This is a genomic window from Streptomyces sp. NPDC093252, from assembly GCF_040683675.1.
Classification (GTDB): Bacteria; Actinomycetota; Actinomycetes; order Streptomycetales; family Streptomycetaceae; genus Streptomyces.
Window position 1 is genome coordinate 42,009 of sequence record NZ_JBFBEM010000010.1, and the last position, 19,074, is coordinate 61,082.

Here is a 19,074-nt window from a genome sequence, read left to right on the forward strand (position 1 = left end):
GACCGGCTGACAGGGCCCGCACATAATTACATTGTGAGACGCGATACATCGCGTTATGGTGAGCGCCGTGCGCCACGACGCACCACCCTCCATCCCTCTCGAACTCAACCTGACCATGTGGAGACTCATATGCCGGGCGCCATCTACGCCGAGGGTCTGGTCAAGACCTTCGGTGAGGTAAAGGCACTGGACGGCGTCGATCTCGATGTCCCGGAAGGCACCGTGCTGGGTCTGCTCGGGCCGAACGGCGCGGGAAAGACCACCACCGTCCGCTGTCTGACCACCCTGCTCCGCCCCGACCGCGGCCGTGCCGTCGTCGCCGGGATCGATGTCCTGAAGAACCCGAACGACGTCCGCCGCTCCATCGGCCTGTCCGGCCAGTTCGCCGCGGTGGACGAGTATCTGACCGGCCGGGAGAACCTCCAGATGGTCGGCCAGCTCTACCAGATGCGGTCCAAGGCGGCCAGGATCCGCGCCGCCGAGCTGCTCGACCAGTTCAACCTGGCGGACGCGGCCGACCGCCCCGCGAAGACCTACTCCGGCGGGATGCGCCGCAGGCTCGACCTGGCGGCGGCCCTCGTGGTCCGCCCGCCGGTGATGTTCATGGACGAGCCCACCACCGGCCTCGACCCGCGCAACCGCCAGCAGCTCTGGGAGGTCATCAAGCAGCTCGTCTCCGGCGGTACGACGCTCCTGCTCACCACCCAGTATCTGGAGGAGGCCGACCATCTCGCGCACGACATCGCGGTGGTCGACCACGGCAAGGTGATCGCCCGCGGCACCTCCGACCAGCTCAAGGCCCGCACGGGCGGCGAGCGCGTCGAGGTCGTCGTCCATGAGCGCGAGGACATCGCCACGGCGTCGGAGATCCTGCGCGGCCTCGGCAAGGGCGACACGACCGTCGACGACCACCAGCGCAAGCTGACCGTCCCGGTCACCGGCGGCGCGAAGCTCCTCGCGGAGATCATCCGCGAACTCGACACCCGCGGCATCGAGATCGACGACATCGGGCTGCGCCGCCCCACCCTGGACGATGTCTTCCTCTCCCTCACCGGCCATGCCGCCGAGGAGGAGTCGGCCGACGAGGGCGCGGCGCCCGGCAAGTCCCCGAAGCAGAAGAAGGAGACCGCGCAGTGAGTGCCGTCACCGACGCGGTGCCGATCGCACCGCCCGCCAACCCGGTGGTCCAGTCCGTACGGGACTCCCTGGTGGTGGCCCGGCGGAATCTGATCCGGATGTCCCGCATCCCCGAGATGATCATCTTCGGCCTCTTCCAGCCGATCATGTTCGTGGTGCTGTTCAGCTATGTCTTCGGCGGCTCCATGGACATCGGGGGGAGCACGGACCCCGCCGTCTACCGCGAGTTCCTGATGGCCGGCATCTTCGCCCAGACCGTCACCTTCGCGACGGCGGGCGCGGGCGCCGGAATCGCCGACGACATGCACAAGGGCCTGATCGACCGCTTCCGTTCGCTGCCGATGGCGCGGGGCGCGGTGCTCACCGGGCGCACCCTGGCCGACCTGGTCCAGACCGCGCTGACGCTCTTCGTCCTCGCGATAGTCGCCCTGCTCGTCGGCTGGCGCACCCACACCAACTTCGGTGAGGTGCTGGGCGCGTTCGGCCTGCTGCTCCTGCTCGGGTACGCGTTCACCTGGGTCGGCGCGCTGATCGGCCTGTCCGTGCGGACGCCGGAGGCGGCGACCTCCGGCGGCCTGGTCTGGCTGTTCCCGGTCACCTTCGTGTCCAACGCGTTCGTGGACAGCAGCCGGATGACGCCGTGGCTCCAGCATGTGGCGGACTGGAACCCGTTCAGCGCGACGGTCCAGGCGTGCCGGGTGCTGTTCGGGAACCCCGGGGTGTCCCCGTCGGACGCGTGGCCGATGCAGCATCCGGTGTGGGCGTCGCTGATCTGGTCGGTGCTGATCATCGTGGTGTTCCGGACACTGGCGGTCCGCAAGTACCGCAGCGCGGCAAGCTGACGGCTCCGCCGGGCGGGGCGAGGCAAGCCGGCGGCCTCGCCGGGCCGGGTGCGGCACGGAAGGGCCGGGGACGCGACCGTCCCTGGCCCTTCGCCACCCCCCTCCGCGCCGCCGCCGCCGCCGTTCAGGGCGTCATCGTCGCGGCCTCGACCACCTCGAAGATGTCGGAGTTGGTCTCGCGCTGCCAGGCGGGCTGCTCCGGCCAGTCGGCGATGTACGACGGCTTCGGGTCGGGGAAGTGGGCGTAGATCTGGGCGATCCAGCAGAGCGAGACGAAGCGCCCCTTCTGCTCCCGCGTGAGCCGCGCCGCGCTCCGCCCGCTGACCCGCAGAAACTCCCGCACCTGACCGCAGACGACGGCCGCGGACTCCCGCTCCCAGTCCGGGGTCTCCTCCCAGGCCGCGATGTAGCCGGGCTTGGGCTCACCGGGGAAGTGGGCCTTCACACCGGCGATCCAGGCTGCACGGAACAGCCGTCCGTCTTCTTCGGGTTGTGCCACGCCAGTCCCTTTCGTTGCGTCGATCGGCCGAACTCACCACGTCTGACCGCCTGCTGCCGGAAGCCGTACCCTCGGACCATGAGTGCCAACATCGGGGCACGGCTCCGGGATGTGCGCAAGCGCCGGGGCATGAGCCAGCGGGAACTCGCCGACACGTCGGGCATCTCCCTCTCCCTGATCCGGAAGCTGGAGCAGGGCGACCGAGAAGATACCCGGCTGGAAACCGCGCGAGCCCTCGCTGCCGCCCTGCGCGTCCCCACCACCCGCCTGATGGCGGACGCCCGGGAGGACGGCGCGGGACAGGCGACCCGCGACCAGTGGGAGCCCGTGCGCCGGGCGCTCGTGATCCCTCCGGCGGGTGACGACGGCCTTGAGGAACCCACCCTCGAAGGGGTGCGCAGCGCACTGCGGCACGCGATGCCCCTCTTCTCCGGGGACCGCTTCGCCGAACTCGGCGCGATCCTCCCGCCCCTGCTCCGGGACACCGACCTGCTCGCCCGCCACGACCCGGACGGCCGGGCGGTCCGCACCGAGCTGATGCAGCTCACCGGGTGGCTCCTGACCCAGACCCGGCAGTTCGACATCGCCGAGATGGCCCTCGAACGCGCCCTCGACGAGTCCGCCGACCGCCTCCAGGCAGCCTCGACGGTCAGCACCCAGTGCTGGCTCCTGCTGCGCCGGGGACGTATCGCGCAGGCCCGCGAACTGGCCACGCAGTGGGCCGACGCCACCGAACCGCGCATGTCCAGGGCCACCCCGTCCGAACTGAGCGCCTGGGGCTGGCTCCTGCTCCGCGCCTCGGCCGCCGGTATCCGGGACAACCGGCCCGGCGAGGCGGAGCACGCGTTGCGTCTCGCGCAATCGGCAGCGGTGGCCATGGGACGCGAGTTCGCGCCCGCGGAGGATTTCCTGCGCACCTTCGGCCCCGTCACCGTCGCCCTGAAGCGCACCGAGAACGCGATGATCTCCGGCCGGCCGGACCAAGTGCTCCACCTGGCGACCCGGATCCCCGCCGACCGGCTGAAACCCACATCGAACAACCGCAACCGCCACCTGCTCGACGTCGCGGACGCCTACACCCGCACCCGACGGTACGGGGAGGCAGTCGAGGTGCTGCAACAGATCAACGCAACCTCACCGCAGTGGCTGCCGAACCAGCGCTATGCCCGAGACATCATGGGGCGCGTCATGGGCAGACGCCGCACCCTCACCCCGGAGATGCGGACACTCGCGGACGCGGTGGGCCTGCCGGTGTGACACGGAGTCACCTGCGACCTCTCGGGTGAGGTGTGCGGAAGGGCCGGGAACGGAGTGGGTTGCGCTTCCCGGCCCTTCGCCGCCCCCCGACGGCCGGGCGCACGACATCGCGGCGCCCCCCTGCCGCCGTACGCTGGCCGGAGAAGGTGGTGACGCATGTCGGAAGAACTCGCACGCAACGTACGACGCTACCGGCGCGCAAGGGGGTACAGCCAAGAGGAACTGGCCCACCGATCAGGTCTGTCCGTCGGCCCGGTGCGGCGCATAGAGCAGGGGCAGGACGGGTTCCGCATGGAGACCCTGCACTCGATCGCCCGCGCCCTGGGCGTGAAGACATCTGACCTGATGGCACCAGGGCCACCCGAGCCGGTGAAACTCGACGACCCGAACAGCCAGAACCTGCGTGAGCTGCGGATCGCGCTGACGCCCGCGATCGGCCTGGCCCCCGCCGGCAGCCCGGTGGGCGACGAACCCGATCTTCACCGTCTGCGCAGAATGACGCACGACAACTCGGTGCTGTACTTCGGCGACACCTACACCAGCATCGCCGCGGAACTGCCCGGTCTCATCAAGGCGGCGAATGACGCCGTGACCTACTACGACTCCGGGGAGCAGCGGACGGAAGCCCTCGTCCTCCGCTCGCAGGCACTCAACGTGGTGGGCCGGTACCTGACCCAGATCAGGCAGTTCGACCTGGCCCATGTGGCGGCGAGAAGTGCGATCGAGGACGCCAGAGGCGCGGGGGACGACCTGGTCGCCGCCTCCGGTGTGGGCGGGATGTGCTGGCTTCTCATCAGGACCCAGCGGTTCGACGAGGCCGAGGACATCGCCGTCACGACGATGGATGTGGTGGAACCCAAGATCATGGGCGCTACGCCGGACCAGTACGCCACCTGGGGCGGCCTGGCGATGGAGGCAGCGGCTGCCGCCATGCGCAACAACCGTCCCGAGGAGGCCGTGGCGCTGCGCCGGGCGGCCGGTACCGCGGCCAGAGCGGTCGGCAAGGGGCACAGGAACTACTTGCGGCACTGGTCGCGGTTCGGCCCCGTCACCGCGGCCATGAAGGAACTCGAAGACCACATGATCGTGGGCGACGCCCGCTCCGTGATCCGGAAGTCCAGGGACGAGGAAGCCCTCCAGGAGAAGCACTGGAAGAGGCTCGGCGGGCCCAGCACCAACGACGGCCACCGCTACCGGCTCGACCTCGCCCGCGCTCTTGTCCGTACGGGAGACCCCACGGCGGCCATGGAGGAGCTGACGCACCTGGACGAGGCCGCGCCCGAGTGGTTCTGCCACCAGGCGTCGGCGGCGATCACCTTCGAGGAGATCGCGAAGAAGCGCCGGACCCTGACGGCCGACATGCGCAGGGTGGGCACCCGCCTGGGCGTTTTCGCCTGACTGCACTGCCGCGATGCACTTCTGACGGTACGTCGGCGGAAGTGCATCGCTGCCTGTCTGGTTGCCGGACGTGACCGCCCGTAGCGTCGACGCATGGCCACGAAGGACAGCGACCAGACGGCCGTACCGCCCCAGGACTGCGATCTCGGCGCCCTCGTCGAGGACATCGACCGGGACACGGTCGGTGTGGTGATGGGGCATTACGGCAGCGACCGCGTACAGCTCCGTCCGATCAACGGCGGCACGGAGTGGGACGCCTTCACCGTCAGACCCCTCACCGCCCGCGAAGAGCTGAGGATCCGCAACGCGGCACGCAACGCCGCCTCCCGGCAGGGTCTCTGAAACACACCGGCCACGACCACCCCGAAGCGCGCGCCGACCGCCCGTCCGACGCCCCGGAGACCCGATGCCCACCCCCACCCGGAGGCACCCGCCCTCGGTGACCGGGACACCCTCGCCCCCGGCCACAGCGTGACTCCGGCCACCCAGTGAAGAAGAAAACCCCCGCACTGTCGATCCCCCCACCCCCCGATCGACATGAAGATGTGGAGCCCCTGCTCCACGATGGGCGGGACACCGCCCGACCCACGAGGAGAGGCACGGCACCCCATGGATCAGCTACTGCGCGTCATGAACTTCAACGTCTCCAGCGACGGAGTCGCCGCAGGTGAGGCCGGGAACCAGACCCTCGACCAGCCCTTCGGCTTCGAGCACCCCGAGCGGCTGTTCTCCTGGGCCGGGGCCACCGCGAGCTGGCCCATGCGGACGCATCCCGGCGGCACCCGGGGCCTGGACGACTACTTCACCCGCGACTTCGCCCGCAACATCGGCGCCGAGATCATGGGCCGCAACAAATTCGGCCCCCAGCGCGGCCCCTGGCAGGACCACTCCTGGCAGGGCTGGTGGGGCGACGAGCCCCCCTTCCACACCCCGGTCTTCGTCATGACCCACCACCCGCGCCCGTCGTTCACGCTCGGCGACACCACGTTCCACTTCCTGAACGACGACCCGGGCACCGTCCTCGACCGGGCCAAGGAGGCCGCGAACGGCCGGGACGTCCGGCTCGGCGGCGGAGTCTCCACCATCCGCCAGTTCCTCGACGCCGGCCTCGTCGATACCCTGCATGTGGCGGTCTCGGCCCTGGAACTCGGCTCCGGGAGGCGCCTGTGGGAGTCCCCGGAGGACCTCCTCGACCGCTTCCACCTGGAGATCGTCCCCAGCCCCAGCGGCGTCCGCCACCATCTCTTCTGGCGGAAGTGAGAAGGCGAAGCCGCTCAGAAGGAGGCAACCGGTGAAACCCCTGGTCATGGCGGGTGGACGGCGGCGGCGCATCCCCCTGGCGGCACTCGCTGCCGCTGCCGCTGCGGCGGCCACCGCCTCCTGCGCCTCGCCGAGCGGTGGCGAGACCGAGCCCGGGTCCGCGTCCGCCTGCGAGTACCGGGTCGAGTACGGCACCCGTACCTACACCGACCTCGCCCACGCCGACTTCACCATCGGTGAGGCACTGGGCTCCGCGACCGTCCCCCCATGTGACGACTCCCCCGGCGACGGAGACGGCCCCCCGGGGCCGCCGGAGTCGACGACCGCCTACGCGGTCGAGGGCCTGGACCCCGCCATCGCCATCGCCTTGTCCGACGCACCCGACGGCGTCCTGTTCGTCGTCAGGACGCCGGACGGTGACCTCCCGCCGGACGTCGAACGGCTGATCGCCGACTCCTGACATCGGCGCGGACAACGAGGCCCCCGGCATCCTCAGGACACCGGGGGCCTCGGCCGTCGAACCGAACCGAAACGAGACGGGGACGTCAGCCGCTGTACGGCTCCGCCTTCAGAATGCGTACCGACGCCTTCCGGCCGTTGGGCAGCTCGTACTCCACGTCCTCGCCGACCTTGTGGCCCAGCACGCCCCCGCCCAGCGGCGACTGCGGCGAGTAGGTCTCGATCTCCGAGCTGGCGTACTCGCGGGACGCCAGCAGAAAGGCCAGGGTGTCGTCCTCGTCGCCGTCGAAGGCGATGGTGACGACCATCCCGGGGGCCACGGTGCCGTCCGTGGTGGCCGGGGCCTCGCCGACCTGGGCGTTCTCCAGGAGCTGGGTGAGCTGGCGGACCCGCAGCTCCTGCTTGCCCTGCTCCTCCTTGGCCGCGTGGTACCCGCCGTTCTCCCGCAGGTCCCCCTCCTCACGCGCGGCTGCGATCTTGGCGGCGATCTCCGTGCGCGCACGACCAGTAAGGTAGTCAAGCTCTTCCCTGAGCTTGTTGTACGCCTCCTGGGTCAGCCAGGTGACGTTCTCGCTGGTCTGGGTCACAGGGTGCTCCTCGTCGGTACTGGGAATACAAAGCATCGCCCTACTCAGAAGGATGTTCCTTCATGAGTGGGCGAAACCACGAGCCTAACAATTCAATGGCGATACGGGGAGGACATAAGTCACCAATATCCCGTCAACGCAGGTCAGCGCTGAGGGATTGGTCGGTGATCGATCCGTGGTCGGCCGGTCACCAGGCAGTGGCCCGGCGGTCACCAGGCAGTGGCCCGTCGGTCACCAGTCAGTGGCCTGTCGGTCACTGGTCAGTGGCCGGTCGGTGAGTGGTCAGTCGGCGTGACAGCCGAGCAGCTCCGCCGAGGTGCCCGCGGACGTCGTACGCAGAGTGACGACCTCGGTGCCGCCGGAGGACTCCCCGTCGAAGCGGAAGTCGGCGCGCCCCACCTCGGCCCCGTTCGCCGCCTGGGAGCGGACCGTGCAGTAGCCGGAGGCCCCCGCGTCCTTCTCCACCTTCAGCGTGACCTGCACCGCGTCCTCGCCCAGCTCGAAGCTGATCAGCTCGGCGCTGATCTTGTTCTGGCCGACGTAGTAGTAGGCGAAGTAGCCGAGCAGCAGGAGCAGGGCCGCGCCCAGTGCCGTCCCGACGATCCTCAGGGTGCGGTCGGCCCGCTCGTCCGAGGCACGGCCATAGCGGCCGTCCGGCCGTGGCGTGGTCACCGTGCTCATGATCGTCCTCTCGGCCGCGGGCGGAACACATCCGAAGAAGCTGTCCCAAAAGGGGCCCCGAAGCCGGACTCCGGAATTATTGGCCCTCCGATTCGGTCACTATAGAAGCCGCCCGTCCGCCGCGGACCCCCGCCCCTCGCCCCTTCGGGCCCACCAGGCGGGCCGGGCAGGCACCGACCGCCGTGCCCGGCCGACCCCGGGCGCCTATTCACCGAGGATTGAGTCTTGACTGACCAGCTACGACTGATGGCCGTGCACGCGCACCCCGACGACGAGTCGAGCAAGGGCGCGGCGACCATGGCGAAGTATGTGTCGGAGGGGGTGGACGTGCTGGTCGTGACCTGCACGGGCGGCGAGCGCGGCTCCGTCCTCAACCCCAAGCTCCAGGGCGACACCTACATCGAGGAGCACATCCACGAGGTGCGCAAGAAGGAGATGGACGAGGCCCGGGAGATCCTCGGGGTGAAACAGGAGTGGCTGGGGTTCGTGGACTCCGGGCTGCCCGAGGGCGACCCGCTGCCCCCGCTCCCGGAGGGCTGCTTCGCCCTGGAGGACGTCGAGCACGCGGCCGGCGAGCTGGTCCGCAGCATCCGCTCCTTCCGGCCGCAGGTGATCACCACGTACGACGAGAACGGCGGCTATCCGCACCCCGACCACATCATGACCCACAAGATCTCCATGGTGGCCTTCGAGGGCGCGGCGGACACCGAGCGCTTCCCGGAGGCCGAGTACGGGCCCGCCCACCGGCCGCTGAAGCTCTACTACAACCAGGGCTTCAACCGCCCCCGCACCGAGGCCCTGCACCAGGCGCTGCTGGACCGCGGCATGGAGTCCCCCTACGGGGACTGGCTCAAGCGGTGGGAGGAGTTCGGGCAGAAGGAGCGCACGCTCACCACGCATGTGCCGTGCGCGGACTTCTACGAGATCCGGGACAAGGCGCTGATCGCGCACGCCACGCAGATCGACCCCGACGGGGGCTGGTTCCGGGTGCCGCTGGAGCTCCAGAAGGAGGTCTGGCCGACGGAGGAGTACGAGCTGGCGAAGTCTCTGGTCGATACCTCCCTCCCCGAGGACGACCTCTTCGCGGGCGTCCGGGACAATGCCTGACATGAGCGCAAGCGCAAGCCTGGCAATGACGGACCTCGTCACCTTCGCCGCGAAGGAGCTGGACGAGGACAAGGTGACCCCCGGCGTCCTCGGCTTCATCGTGTTCGCGGTGATGGCCCTGGCCGTGTGGGCCCTGATGAAGTCGATGAGCCGCCATATGGGCAAGGTCGACTTCCAGGAGTCCCCGGAGGATCCGGCGGCGGAGGGCGGCATCGGCAAGAGCAGGGCGGCGGCGTCCAGCTCCGCCGGGGCCGCGGCGTCCAGCTCCGCAGGGGCCGGGGCACCGTCGGCGGGCGGCGACACCCGCCCGTAGTCGGTCCCGGTCCCGGAGCCGGTCCCGTAGCCGGTTCCAGGGGCAAGGGAGTCGTTGCCGGGCTTCCTCCGGGGCTGCTGCTCGTCGCCGGGCGCCAGGCTGCCGCTCCCGGCGGTCGCCCTCCCGGCCGTCGGCATCCCCCGGCCCTCGGCATCCCCGGCCCTCGGCATCCCCGGACCGAGGGCCGTACGGCCCCACCGCGGCACCCGGCCGTACGTCCACCGGGGCGGGACCGTCCCCACCAAGGGCCCCGCCCGCAGCCCCGCACTGCCCTGTCCGAGCCGACCGTCACCCACCGTCACCGTCACCCACCGCACCGGGTCCGGCACCCACGGCCAGGGCGGCAGCCGCTCTCCCAGCCCCCCTCCACTCCCCCCCACTGCCCTCCGTCCCCCTCAGCCCCCCACCCCCACCACCCCCACCCCCATGACCTCCCGCGCATGCCTGCTCGGGACCATCCCGAGGCGCCACGCCTGCCAGCCCGCCTCCAGGCTGATCCCGCGCTCCAGGAAGAGCTGGTACGTCTCCGCGTACTCCGTCAGCTTGGGGTCACGGGTGGCGTGGGAGGTGCGGGCGAGCTGGGCCAGCTCCTCCTGGGCGACCGCCGTGCCGACCTCGACGCCGCCCGGCGCCGCGTAGGGCAGGAGCGTGCAGCGCAGGAAGCGGGCCCAGTCCTCGCCGCGCCGGTCGCCGTACGAGGCGAACAGCGCCGCCGCCTCCTCGCACAGGTCGAGCGCCTGGGGCGTCTTCGTGTTCCCGGCGTCCACCACCGCCAGCTCCAGACAGGTCCACGCCTCGCCGTGCGCGACGCCGATGCGCTGGAAGTCGGCGCGGGCGTCGACCAGGAGCTGACGGGCGAAGCCGGAGTTGCGCAGGGAACCGGTCTGCGCGGCGCGCTGGTCGCGGGTGACGCGGGCCGAGTGGTGCCGGGCGCAGGCCAGCCCGTACACGTCCCGCATCCGGGAGAACATCGTGCGGGCGCGTTCCAGATCGCGGACCGCCTGCTCGCGGTCGCCGGTCTCCTCCAGGGCCTGGCCGAGGTAGTACAGGGTCCACGCCTCGCCGCGGGCGTCCTCGTTCTCGCGGTGCCGGGCGGCTGCCGCGCGTAGTTCGTCCACCGCCGGGGAGGCGTCACCGGCGACCAGGTGGGCGCGGGCCAACTGGGTCAGCGCCCAGGCGGTGCCGCGCGCGTCGCGGGTGCGGTCGTACAGCTCCAGGGCGGAGTGCAGGGCGGCCTCGGCGCTGTCCGTGTCGCCCAGGCGGACATGGAGCTGGCCGAGCTGGAAGTGCGCCCACGCCTCGCCGTGCACGGACTCGCCGGCGCGGTGCAGGGCGAGGGAGCCTGTGAGCAGGTCCAGGGCCTCGGCGAGATGGGCGCGGTCGCGTTCGACGGCGGCCAGAGCGTGCATCGTCCAGGCCCGGTCGGTGTCCAGTTCCGGGGCCGCCTGGAGGTCGAGGGCCTCGCGGAGCTTGGCCGCCGCCTCCACCAGATTGCCCTGGTGGTGCAGGGTGATGCCGAGCGAGCACAGGGCACGGGCCGCGCCCGCGTCGTGATGGGCCTCCATATAGAGGTCGACGACCGAGGTGAGGGTGGTGCGGGCCTTGTCGAGTTCGCCGAGCTGGCGGGCCGCGATACCGGTGCGCCACTGCACCGAGCGGATCAGCAGCCCCTGGTCCACGGCCTGCGCCAGCTCGCTGATCTCCCCGAGCCGATAGAGGTCGCCGCGCAGCAGGCAGTAGTCGCAGAGCGCGCCCAGCAGATTGAGCACCGCGCCCTGGTCGACGCCTTCGGCGTGCCGCAGGGCGGCGGTGATGAAGCTGGACTCGTCGTCCAGCCAGCGCAGCGCCTCGTCCAGGGAGGTGAAGCCGTGCGGGCCGAACCGGTCCGAGCGGGTGGACATATTGCCGTCGACCAGGCGCAGTACGGAGTCGGCCAGCTCGGCGTAGTTGACGATCAGCCGCTCCTGCGCGGCGGTGCGCTCGGCGGCCTCCTCCTCGTCCAGGAGCCGGGCGTGGGCGAAGGCGCGGACCAGGTCGTGCAGCCGGAAGCGGTCGCCGCGCACCTGGTCGATCAGCCCGGCGCGGGCCAGCGCGGTGAGCTGGCGGGTCGCCTCGGCCTGGTCGGTGGCGAGCAGCGAGGCCGCGGCGGCGGCGCCCAGCGAGGCCCGTCCGGCGAGCGCGAGCCGCCGCAGCAGCCGCCGGGCCGGGTCGGACTGGTCGGTGTAGCGCAGCCACAGCGCCCGCTCCACCGGGTCGACGGGCCCGTACGCGCCCAGGTCGGCAGCGAGTTGGCGGGGTGAGCGCGGGCCGAGCGAGGAACCGGCGATGCGCAGCGCGAGCGGCAGCCCTCCGCACAGCGCGGTGATCCGGTCGCCGGACTCGGCGTCGTAGGGCCCCGACCGGTCCTGCGCCACCGCCCCGAGCAGTTCCTCCGCACCGGCCGCCTCCAGCGCCGGGACCGGCAACTGGTGCACCGACGCCTGGAGATCGGGCGGCAGGGCGAGGGGTTCCCGGGCGGTGACGAGGACCAGGCTGTCGGAGCGCTCGGGGACCAGGGTGCGGATCTGGCCGAGATCGGAGGCGTCGTCCAGGACGATCGTGACCGGGACGCCGGTCAGGTGCTGGTGGTACAGCTCGCTGAGGCGCTTGACCTGCTGGTCGGCCGACGACCGCTCACGGAAGAGGAGTTGCTCGCGCGGGGCGCCCAGCCGGTTCAGCAGATGCAGCAGCGCGTCCCGGGTGGACAGCGGGGGCTCACCGGCGGTGTCGCCGCGCAGATCGACCACACAGGCGCCCCGGAACTGGTCCCTGAGGTCCAGCGCGGCCCGCACCGCGAGGGTCGTACGGCCGCTGCCCGGCGGGCCGTGCAGCACGACCACCGTCGGCCGGGTCCGCGTGCTGGCGCGGCCCGCCTGCACCCACTGCCGGATCCGGGCCATCTCCGGCCGCCGCCCGGCGAACGGGCCCGACGGGTCCGGAAGCTGACCGAACGACTGCTCCAGCACGCTCCGCCCGCGCGCCGCGCCGCTCTTGTCCGCGCCGAACAGCCGGGGCCCCGGCTTCTTGGGCCCGGTGGACGCGGCCAGCACCCGCTGCTGGTCCAGGAACGGCCGGATGCCGCGCACCTCCAGCGCGGTCAGCCACTGCAACCGCAACTGCTCGGGCCCGCCCGGCTGCCCGGCCGCCCCGGCCCGGTGGTGCGCGGCCGGCAGATGGGAACCGGCCACCTTGACCACCGTCGCCGCGGCGCCCACCACCCCGACGGCCACTCCCGCCCCGACCGCGGTCGTGGTGCCGGTGCCCAGCGCCAGATCGGCGATCACCGCGGCGACCGCGCCCACCCCCGCCACCAGCAGCGGCGTCCCGCCGCCCTCCCGCGCGTACCGCTGCCCGAACGTCAGCCGCCCGGCCTCCGACTCGTCCAGCGCCCGGGTGTACGCCGTGTACTCCTCGGCGGCGGCCCGCCCCATCGCGTCCAGCGCGCCCCGCGCCCTGGACATCAGCACCTTCGCGTCCGTACGGCCCCCGGAGCGCCGCACCTCCTCCTCCACAGCCCGCGCCAACAGCCTCTCGGCATCGACCCGATGACTGTCCCGCATGTCCCGTCCCCCTCCGCCAGCGACTGCTTGTCGCTCAAGTGTGCTGCGGATGGGGTACGGGGGCGAGGGGGCGGGTGGGTTGGGGGCGGGTGGGGAGGGTGGGTGAATCGGCTCCGGCGGCGCCGGCCCGCCTGCCTGCCGGTCCGCTCCCGCCTGCCGTCGAGCGGCTCAGCGGACGAGGATCAGTCCGCAACTGTAGGCCCGTGCGTGGCCGATCCCCTGGGTGAGGGCCGCGACGAACGCCCTGGGGTCGGTGACCGTGAGGGTGCCCTTGATCTCCGCGCGGGCGATGCGCAGCCCCTTGTGCGGTGCCGGGCTGGAGACGCGCGGGAGGATGCGCACGGAGATGCGGTCGGTGTCGGCGTCCGCCCCGATGCGTACGACACCGTCCGGCGCGGCCGGCGGTTCACCGGGCGGCTGGAGGCGGCGCGCGAACCATCCCTTCACATGCTCGGGGCGAGTGTGCGGGACGCGGGTGCCTCGGGTCTTGGGCGCGGAGCCCGGCGGGGGCGGGACGCTGCGGACCGGATTGACGACCGTGCGGAACGCGACCCGGTCCCCGGAGCGGAAGGTGCGGTCGATGGTGAGGGGTTCCGGCTGCTCGGCCAGGGCCGCGCGTGGGATGCCGCTCCAGTCGGCGGGGAGCGAGGACTGGACCACCAGGTTGAGGCGTGCCCGGTGGAGGTCCACGGTCCAGGTCGACAGGATGCCCATCCGGGCGCGCGGGTCCGGGCTGCCGTCGTCCAGCCAGCCGGGGAAGCCGCTCATGACGGTCCGGTGCATGTCCTGTGCGTCGATGAGCGACTTACCGGCGAAGGGATGCCGGGCGTCCAGGGTCAGCAGGGTCTGCGCGGCGACGAACCTGGCGGGGCCGCTCGCGCCTGACAGCGCGTTCGACGCGGCGGCGGTCGGGTCGTTCACAGGATGATGTCCCATCCACGGGCGTGTGCGGCGACGGTGATGCGATGCCGGGTCTCCCACCGGGGGCCGTGGGCAGCGCCGTCCGCTCCGAAGTGCACGGGCTGGTCGGACAGGGGGGCGGCACCGGGGAGCGGTCGAGGGCTCTCGATCCAGGCCCAGGGGCGTACGCCCGCCCCGGCGGCCCGCGGCTCTCCCCCGGGGCCGACGGCGTCGGGCAGCAGTGCGTGCGTCTCGAACGCGGTCAACAGGGGGCCCGGGACGATGCCGACGGCGAGGTCCCCCGACGGCGGGCACGCCTTGCGGCCGAGCCACAGCAGACGCCTCGGATGCTCCAGGGCGTGGGCGACGCGCTCCAGGAGGGCGATGTCCGGGTGCTCCAGCCCGACGAGGAAGGCGGCGTCGGCGAGGTACCAGCGCTCGGTGATCAGGCTGTGGCGTCGCACCTCGGCGGAGACGAGCGCTCCCGTGTCCGGATCGGCGGTGACGTACTTCGGTGAGCCGTACCACGCCTCCAGTTCCGCCCGGCCGAAGGCGCCGGACCCCGGGGCGTCGTGCGCGGGGGGCAGCGGCGACGCGGTCGGTGTCGCCCTCGCCGCCCGCTGGTGATCGGTGATCAGGTCACGCGGGCGCAGCGGATAGCGTCCACCGCCGACCGTGTGGTAGTCGCGGAGCGATGTGCCGGGCCGGTCGGCCCGTACGCCGAACAGCACCTCGGCCAGTTCCCCGAGGGGTTCCTCCCGGGGGAGCCCGAGCGCCGCGGCGCACAGCCCGATCACGCCCGACTTCGTGGGCCGGTTGTGGGTGTCGCGGCGGGCGAATCTGCTGGTGATGCCCCAGGACTGGAGCGGCCCGGCCAGCCGGACGAGCAGCACGTGCGTGCTGTCCGCGCCGGTCACGGGGTGAGGTCCTCGGCCCGTTCCACCACGGACAGCGACTCGGGCAGCCCCAGTTCGTCCAGCAGCAGATCGATCTGCGGGTCGTACGTGAGCACCCGCGCGGTGCGCAGATCGTCGCGGCGTCGGCTGACGAAGATGTGGTGGCGCAGCAGCCTGCGCACGGCGGCGGGTCCGGCCGGTCCTTCCCCGCCGGTCGACAAGGGCCCCTCGTCCACCGGCTGCTGGAACGCGGACGCGTAGTTGTAGGGGCGTTCCCCCTCGAAGGCGAGGACGAGCGCCGGGAGGGATCCGGTGGACGCGGTGGAGTTCTTCTTCGCTTCCGGAAACGCCTCCACGAAGGAGTTCACGAACTCCTTCTCCGCCTCGGACGCGGCCTGCTCGGCCTCGGCCTCGTCCATCCCGGCCACCCGCAGATTGACGCGGAGCTGCGTGCGGTCGAGGACCGCGTGCCGGTAGAAGGTGCCGGAGATCAGGGACTGGTACCCGGTCATGCCCGCGCCCGCGTCGTCCGCGGCATCGAGGAAATCGAGCGCGTTGCGCTTGCGGTCGAGTTTGGCGTCGTCGGCGGCGGCGTAGAAGTCCTCGATCTGCTCCGACTCGTGCACGGTGAAGGCGTGTCCCGTCTGGACGGCGCCGTCGACGTTTGGCGAGTCCGGGATCTCGGCGAGGAAGCGGCCGTAGAGGGCGATGTCCACGGCGTCGCGGGGAGCGAGGGCGAGCAGCACGGCGTCGCGGGTGGCCTTGGGCAGCGGGGGGAGGGCGACGGTGGCGGCCTCCGCCGGGGCCTCCGCCGCCTCCTGCGGTGCCGCGGTCTTCTTCCTCGCCTCGCGACGCGCCTTCTTGGCCTCCTCTGCGCGCGTCTGGGCCGCGAGATAGGTGTCGCACCACTCCTCGACCTCCGCCGCTCTCCCGGCGATGTGGTGCGCGATCCTCGTCCCGGCGTCGGCCGGGGCGAAGATGAGCACCTTGGTCAGATGGGCCACGGTCTTCTTCTTCGGATCGCCGAACTTGAGACCGCTTCCCTCCATCACCGCACGGGCCGTGACCAGTGCTCTGTCCCTGTCCCAGCCGTGCGCGGATTCGAGTTCCCGCCCGGTCAGCAGCGCCCACTCCCGGGTGCGGACGCCCATGCTCCGGCCCTTGAGCGCCCCGCGACCCGCGTTGGCCCGGTTGCGGGCGTGGACCCGCTCGGCGCGCCTGCGGGCCTGGCTGGTGATCATGTGGCGTTCCACGCCCCCGAAGACCAGGGACTTGGGCTGGCCGTTCTCGTCGCGCACCGGAAGGACCGCGGCCAGGGTCTCGATGAGATGCAGGGAGAGGAACTGGCTCCTGGGTGACTCGGTCACGAGGTGGTGTCCTTCCGTGGAGAGGGTCGCGGAGAGGGTCGTGCCGCCGGTGCGGACTTCGGGCGCGTCATCGGTCCGCCGACCGCTTCCCCGCCGGTCCCGGCGGGGTGTGGAACTCGACCGACCACTGATAGGCGACCCGCGCCCTGCGGTCGTTCCACCGGATCAGGTCCTCGGCGAGGCCGGTCCACGAGGGCGGGGGCTGTTCGCAGGAACGGAGCCGGGTGACCGCGTGCTGGAGGTGGCGCCAGGGCACGCGGCGACTGGCGACGACCCGGTCCAGGAGCCGCTGCGCACCGGGATTGTCCGGCCCGCGCCCGATGCCGTCCCCGATCCTGCGGGCCGCCGCGCCGAGGCTGCCGTGGCCGTACGAGGGTGTGGCGCGCCCCTGGTGGTAGACCGCGAACAGGAAGGCCATCCGCTCGAAGAGATCGCGGTGGTCGTCGCCTCCGTACCAGCCCGCGCGGATGTGCGCGTTGGTACGGACCCGGGACCGGCGCAGGTCGGCGAGCGTCCCGTACTCGCGGTTGCGGACGAGCGCGGTGAGCCAGGCGGTGAGCGCGGTGCTGTCGTGCGGGAACCGGGGCTCCGGTATCTCCTGCACCCGGGTGCCGGTCGGTGGGCTCTGCTCAGTCAAGGGCGGTCTCCCCTCGGAGTTCGGCGGGGGCCCGCGCCCCGGACACGGCCGCCTCGAAGAGCCGCGTGCCCCGGGCTCGCGCACGGTGATTGAGGTCGCTGGGCGGCAGGGTGTCCAGGCGCCTGAGCAACTGGGTGCGAGCCGTGACCACCAGTTCCATCGCGTAGGCGACCAGGGGCGCTGACACCGGGTCGTCTTCCTCGTCCCCGCGGTCGATCACTTCGTCCAGCAGGGCGTGGAAGGGGTCCTCGGCCGCGGGCCAGAAGTCGTACCGGGCGTCGAGCCGTGCCACCTGACCGGCCTCGTCGGCGGCCCGTACGGCGGGGAACGCGGTCTCCGCGGCCACGATCGCGGCGCGCTTCAGGGTCTGCGCGAGGTACTCGGCGATCGCCGAGCCCCGGCGGGACGCCCGGTAGAGGTGCGCTTCCATACCGGGGGCGTAGGGGTAGGCGCCGTGGGTCCAGCTCACGGGGAGCGCCTTGTTGGCCAGCAGCCCGACGGCCCAGAGCTGGTACGGGGCGCCGCGGCTCCGCCGCTTGTGCGGGAGGAGGGACCTGAGCCGCGCGTACATCCCGGTCCGGTCGTCCTTGACGGCACTATAGAGGGCGTGGGCCTGCTGCCAGAGAGCCCTGCTGGGGGAGGGCCACAGCGGCTTCGACACCCGGTTCGTCGTCTCGCTGTACACGGCGTCCTGGAGATGACGTGCCGGGTCGAGGTCCAGTAACTCCCCGGCGCCGATCAGGACCCGGTCGACCACGACCTGTCCGTGCGGGCCGCGTGCCGGACGCAGCAGCACCGACCGGCCCAGGGAACTGTGCAGGTCGGCGGAGCCGCGCGGCACCCGGGGCTTCGCCTTCTCCTCGAACGTGCGCCGCTGGAAACCGGCAGGAGTGGTCCAGGAGGTGTTGAGCGGTACCCCCGGCCCCTCGGGTGGATAGAGGTTCAGACGCAGGGTCTCGCCCAGCGTCCGCCCGAGGGTGACGACCCGGATCCGTCCCGTCAACCGGCCCGCCGCGAGATTGGTGACCTTCGCGCCGAGCCGCCGTCCGGACATCCGGGCCCGCCCGTATGGGCCGTAGACGTGCTGGGTGAGGGTGGCACGGAAGGCGTCGGCCGCCGGGAGCGGGTTGTCGCGTTCGAGGTGGTGGTGGTCGAAGTGCTGGTTGTAGTCACCGGCGTGTTCGAGGACCAGTTGGGCCGTTCCGGTGCCGCTCTCCCCCAGGTCCGGCGCCAGGTCGGAGTTCTGCGCCAGGGGCCGGGTGGGGTGGAACAGGTCCCAGGCGTCCGCCGGCTGATCCGCCAGCCAGTCGGCGGCCGACGCGACATTGCGTCGGCCGAGCACCCAGTCGCGCCATTCCGCGTCGGACGACGGACAGGTGCCGGAGGCGAAGCAGATGGCCAGCAGGTACTCGATGACGGCGACGGTCTCGCCCGGCGAGGAGCAGTCGAGGGCGGCCAGGTCGTCGGCCTGGGCGAAGAGCCTGCACAGGGAGTGATGCGCGGGGGCGCCGGAGAGGGTGACTGCGGGGACGCAGGGTTTGAAGCGAGGGTCCCAACTGAGGCGCTGCCCGGCGGGGACCGGCGTACGAGCCTCGCGCAATCCGTGCCACCACCTTTCCCGGCCATCGGCCCAGCCGCGTCAACAGCCAGGAAAATAACAGGCGGTGGTGGCGGCGAGGATGTGTTTGTCGCTATTCACCCGCGCATTGAGCACTCCGTGCCCACCTATGCGGAGGTGATCCGCTCGCGCGGGAGAAGCCGACATCCGGCACCGGGCCCAGTCCCCTACCCCGAGCGTCGGCGCATGAGGATGCTCAGTGTCGTTCGGGCGTCCTTGCGCAGCTCCGGTGCCGAGGCGACCACGGAGACCAGGGCCACGATGAACAGCACGCTGATGTAGAGAAGGCCCGCGTATCCGGTCAAGAGGGCGGTGTAATGGAGGAGTCGGAGAAGCTGGGACACGGTCCGTCCTTCTGTCGGGAGCCTGGATCGGCGGTTGCGGTGAGGGCTCCAGAGTCGGTGTGGCCGTTGATCGACGGCCAGTTGCGCTGACTGCCGTATCGCGATGTCCGCAGGTGAGGGCCGGTGAATCCGTACGGCGGCGGCCGGGTTTTCGGGTATGGGGCGAGAGGCGG

At 71.7% G+C, this 19,074-nt stretch carries 19 protein-coding genes; 9 read left to right on the plus strand and 10 right to left on the minus strand.

Annotated features, from left to right (window positions below):
• Positions 1–129: 129 nt before the first annotated feature.
• Positions 130–1,137: an ATP-binding cassette domain-containing protein gene (locus AB0O01_RS21615; protein ID WP_365315549.1), complete on the plus strand. Its 1,008-nt coding sequence runs from the start codon at positions 130–132 to the stop codon at positions 1,135–1,137.
• Positions 1,134–1,979, plus strand: a complete 846-nt coding sequence (locus tag AB0O01_RS21620) for an ABC transporter permease (protein ID WP_365315551.1) — start codon at positions 1,134–1,136, stop codon at positions 1,977–1,979. Before AB0O01_RS21615 ends, AB0O01_RS21620 begins: the two co-directional genes overlap by 4 nt.
• A gap of 124 nt (positions 1,980–2,103) precedes the next feature.
• Here the strand turns inward: AB0O01_RS21620 and AB0O01_RS21625 are convergent, their stop codons facing one another.
• Entirely contained in the window at positions 2,104–2,478 is a 375-nt protein-coding gene (locus AB0O01_RS21625) for a hypothetical protein (RefSeq protein WP_365315553.1), read from the minus strand.
• A 78-nt stretch (positions 2,479–2,556) separates the two neighbouring features.
• Here AB0O01_RS21625 and AB0O01_RS21630 point away from each other — a divergent pair, with 78 nt between their 5' ends.
• The 5 genes from AB0O01_RS21630 to AB0O01_RS21650 all read left to right on the plus strand — a co-directional run bounded on the left by AB0O01_RS21630 (position 2,557) and on the right by AB0O01_RS21650 (position 6,853).
• Positions 2,557–3,735 carry a helix-turn-helix transcriptional regulator gene (locus AB0O01_RS21630; protein WP_365315555.1) on the plus strand — a complete coding sequence of 393 codons (1,179 nt, stop codon included), beginning with the start codon at positions 2,557–2,559 and terminating at the stop codon, positions 3,733–3,735.
• A gap of 156 nt (positions 3,736–3,891) precedes the next feature.
• Positions 3,892–5,133, plus strand: a complete 1,242-nt coding sequence (locus AB0O01_RS21635; protein WP_365315557.1) for a helix-turn-helix domain-containing protein — start codon at positions 3,892–3,894, stop codon at positions 5,131–5,133.
• A gap of 93 nt (positions 5,134–5,226) precedes the next feature.
• Positions 5,227–5,475 carry a hypothetical protein gene (locus AB0O01_RS21640; RefSeq protein WP_365315559.1) on the plus strand — a complete coding sequence of 83 codons (249 nt, stop codon included), beginning with the start codon at positions 5,227–5,229 and terminating at the stop codon, positions 5,473–5,475.
• Between the two features lie 267 nt (positions 5,476–5,742).
• Positions 5,743–6,393, plus strand: a complete 651-nt coding sequence (locus AB0O01_RS21645; protein WP_365315561.1) for a dihydrofolate reductase family protein — start codon at positions 5,743–5,745, stop codon at positions 6,391–6,393.
• A gap of 31 nt (positions 6,394–6,424) precedes the next feature.
• Complete coding sequence (locus AB0O01_RS21650; RefSeq protein WP_365315563.1) at positions 6,425–6,853, plus strand: DUF6281 family protein; 429 nt, start codon at positions 6,425–6,427, stop codon at positions 6,851–6,853.
• 85 nt (positions 6,854–6,938) lie between these two features.
• Here AB0O01_RS21650 and greA read toward each other — a convergent pair whose 3' ends face one another.
• On the minus strand, positions 6,939–7,439 hold the full coding sequence (greA, locus tag AB0O01_RS21655; protein ID WP_365315565.1) for a transcription elongation factor GreA: 501 nt from the start codon (positions 7,437–7,439) through the stop codon (positions 6,939–6,941).
• 282 nt (positions 7,440–7,721) lie between these two features.
• Positions 7,722–8,120 carry a DUF4307 domain-containing protein gene (locus AB0O01_RS21660; RefSeq protein WP_365315566.1) on the minus strand — a complete coding sequence of 133 codons (399 nt, stop codon included), beginning with the start codon at positions 8,118–8,120 and terminating at the stop codon, positions 7,722–7,724.
• Positions 8,121–8,345: 225 nt separating this feature from the next.
• On the opposite strand from AB0O01_RS21660, the gene mca reads away from it, so the two are divergent.
• Positions 8,346–9,227, plus strand: a complete 882-nt coding sequence (gene mca, locus AB0O01_RS21665; RefSeq protein WP_365315568.1) for a mycothiol conjugate amidase Mca — start codon at positions 8,346–8,348, stop codon at positions 9,225–9,227.
• On the plus strand, positions 9,220–9,540 hold the full coding sequence (locus AB0O01_RS21670) for a hypothetical protein (RefSeq protein ID WP_365315570.1): 321 nt from the start codon (positions 9,220–9,222) through the stop codon (positions 9,538–9,540). Before mca ends, AB0O01_RS21670 begins: the two co-directional genes overlap by 8 nt.
• Positions 9,541–9,935: 395 nt before the next feature.
• On the opposite strand, the gene AB0O01_RS21675 is transcribed toward AB0O01_RS21670, so the two are convergent.
• From AB0O01_RS21675 to AB0O01_RS21705, 7 genes are all read right to left on the minus strand, one after another.
• Positions 9,936–13,139: a tetratricopeptide repeat protein gene (locus AB0O01_RS21675; RefSeq protein ID WP_365315572.1), complete on the minus strand. Its 3,204-nt coding sequence runs from the start codon at positions 13,137–13,139 to the stop codon at positions 9,936–9,938.
• A 168-nt stretch (positions 13,140–13,307) separates the two neighbouring features.
• Positions 13,308–14,060 carry a type I-E CRISPR-associated protein Cas6/Cse3/CasE gene (locus tag AB0O01_RS21680; protein ID WP_365315574.1) on the minus strand — a complete coding sequence of 251 codons (753 nt, stop codon included), beginning with the start codon at positions 14,058–14,060 and terminating at the stop codon, positions 13,308–13,310.
• Positions 14,057–14,956 (minus strand): type I-E CRISPR-associated protein Cas5/CasD, encoded by a 900-nt coding sequence (gene cas5e, locus AB0O01_RS21685; protein ID WP_365315576.1) that lies wholly within the window; start codon positions 14,954–14,956, stop codon positions 14,057–14,059. Before cas5e ends, AB0O01_RS21680 begins: the two co-directional genes overlap by 4 nt.
• Complete coding sequence (locus AB0O01_RS21690; RefSeq protein ID WP_365315578.1) at positions 14,953–16,302, minus strand: type I-E CRISPR-associated protein Cas7/Cse4/CasC; 1,350 nt, start codon at positions 16,300–16,302, stop codon at positions 14,953–14,955. The genes cas5e and AB0O01_RS21690 overlap by 4 nt, the downstream gene beginning before the upstream one ends.
• 67 nt (positions 16,303–16,369) lie before the next feature.
• Positions 16,370–16,939 (minus strand): type I-E CRISPR-associated protein Cse2/CasB, encoded by a 570-nt coding sequence (gene casB, locus AB0O01_RS21695; protein ID WP_365315580.1) that lies wholly within the window; start codon positions 16,937–16,939, stop codon positions 16,370–16,372.
• Positions 16,932–18,539, minus strand: a complete 1,608-nt coding sequence (locus AB0O01_RS21700) for a type I-E CRISPR-associated protein Cse1/CasA (protein WP_365315581.1) — start codon at positions 18,537–18,539, stop codon at positions 16,932–16,934. The genes casB and AB0O01_RS21700 overlap by 8 nt, the downstream gene beginning before the upstream one ends.
• A 185-nt stretch (positions 18,540–18,724) precedes the next feature.
• Positions 18,725–18,901 carry a hypothetical protein gene (locus tag AB0O01_RS21705; RefSeq protein ID WP_365315583.1) on the minus strand — a complete coding sequence of 59 codons (177 nt, stop codon included), beginning with the start codon at positions 18,899–18,901 and terminating at the stop codon, positions 18,725–18,727.
• Between the last annotated feature and the right edge of the window lie 173 nt (positions 18,902–19,074).